2 protein-coding genes are annotated in these 1,200 nt (G+C 67.7%); both read right to left on the bottom strand.

Annotated elements, in window-relative coordinates; all coding sequences use genetic code 11:
- On the bottom strand, nucleotides 1-632 hold a 632-nt coding region (locus tag G6022_RS17180), incomplete at its 3' end, for a DDE-type integrase/transposase/recombinase (RefSeq protein ID WP_182691921.1).
- Nucleotides 629-1,084, bottom strand: a complete 456-nt coding sequence (locus G6022_RS15305; protein WP_095719468.1) for a transposase — start codon at nucleotides 1,082-1,084, stop codon at nucleotides 629-631. The genes G6022_RS15305 and G6022_RS17180, both read right to left, overlap by 4 nt.
- Between the last annotated feature and the right edge of the window lie 116 nt (nucleotides 1,085-1,200).

Raw genomic sequence — 1,200 nt, 5'->3', positions numbered from 1 at the left:
GGCTTCGAGGTCATCGCCGCGCCCCCGTCGGCGTGGAGATACCCCGGTGCCTGGCCTTGCTCGGCGATGGCGGCGGCGACCAGGTCGGCGGCCAGTTCGCCGTCTTCGACGGTCTCGATGCGCCAGCCCACGACGTAGCGGGAGTAGATGTCGATGACGACGTAGGCGTGGTACCAGATGCCCTTGGCCGGGCCCCGCATTTTCGTGATGTCCCACGACCACACATCATTTGCTGAGGTTGCGACCAGTTCGGGAATCGCCCGTGGTGGATGGGTTGCCTGCCGACGACGCTCGCCGTTCATCGCCTCGGCCGCCAGGATCCGGTGCATCGTGCGCTGCGAGCAGTGATACCGGCCGGCGTCGAGTTCGCGGGCCCACACCTGGGCCACGGACAGATCGGCGTAGGCCTCGCTGGTGAGCACTTCCAGTATCGCGGTGCGCTCGGCGGCGGTGAGCTCGGCAGGATGGCGGGCCTTGGGGTGCGGCCCATACTGGCGCGGTTTCGGATTGGCCTGGCGATGATGGGTCGCCCGCGACCTACCGACCAGGGCGCAGGACCGCACCACACCCAGCAGCGCGGTCAGCAGCTGCGCGGTTTCGGCCTGCCAGGTGCGCCAGGCGGCCCTGGTCACCCCTTGTTTTTCTTGGAGAGCGCTTCCAAGAACGCGACACCTTTTCCCATGACCTCCAACGCGGCGTCACGATCGGCGATGACCTTGTCCTTCCGGGCGGCGTCTGACTCGAGTTTGCTGATCTGCTTTTCCAGCTCAGCGATGCGCGCCTGCTCCGGCGACTGGCCAGCCCGGGGCCTTCTCTTGGACACGGTGCCCAGTGTTCCCGCTTCGATCTGGGCCCGCCACTGCTTGACGCTGGAATCGTAGAGGCCCTCTCGGCGCAGCACGCGGCCCTTCTGCCCGGACGGGGCCTGCTCGTACTCGGCGACGATGCGCCGCTTGTACTCGGCCGTGAACGTCCGCCGGGCCGGCCGCCCGGTCCGCGGGGCCTGAACCGTCTCCTGCGTCGAGGTCGTCGGCGTCGGCTGCGAGGCCTCCAGGGCCGCGTCAGTAGTTGCAGTGATAGTCATGCTGGGTTCTCCTTCTCCTCACGCCCCAGCCTCTCAACCAGCCAGCCCGGGTGTCTCACCTCAGTCTGGCGGATAGGGGTACACCCACCCGGCGTAGGTGCGGATGTAGGTGATGT

The organism is Dietzia sp. Cai40, assembly GCF_014145165.1.
Taxonomy (GTDB): Bacteria; Actinomycetota; Actinomycetes; order Mycobacteriales; family Mycobacteriaceae; genus Dietzia; species Dietzia natronolimnaea.
The sequence above is the reverse complement of the archived record's forward strand: the minus strand, read 5'-3'. Positions and strand labels throughout refer to the sequence as shown.

Excerpts from the sequence above, each read along its gene's own strand:
- G6022_RS15305 (WP_095719468.1), bottom strand. The coding sequence starts at position 1,084 with ATGACTATCACTGCAACTACTGACGCGGCCCTGGAGGCCTCGCAGCCG.